Raw genomic sequence first — 318 nt, forward strand, 5'->3', positions numbered from 1 at the left:
GTGCCTTTTGAGCTTGGATAATCTGGCACGGTTACCGCTTTGGTTACGTCATCAGTTGTTGTTGGTGTACCAAAGTCTTTTGTGATTGGTGTTACTTTCGGTTCATATTTTCCGCTATCTGGATCACCAACTTTAACTGGTACATTTACATGATCTTTTGTACCATCTGGATATGTCACTGTTACTGGTACTGTGTATTCTCCTGGTGTTTTACCGTTCGGTAATGTACTTGGATTATCTACTGTTACTATTGGCGTTCCTTTTGAACTTGGATAATCTGGCACGGTTACTGCTTTTGTTACGTCATCCGCTGTTGTT

1 protein-coding gene is annotated in these 318 nt (G+C 40.9%); it reads right to left on the bottom strand.

Going from position 1 to position 318, the window contains the following annotated elements; genetic code table 11:
* Positions 1-318 (bottom strand): Rib/alpha-like domain-containing protein (locus HMPREF2597_RS12895; protein ID WP_256337088.1); only part of this gene is annotated, 318 nt, incomplete at both ends.

Source organism: Staphylococcus sp. HMSC063A07 (genome assembly GCF_001836955.1).
GTDB lineage: Bacteria > Bacillota > Bacilli > Staphylococcales > Staphylococcaceae > Staphylococcus > Staphylococcus lugdunensis.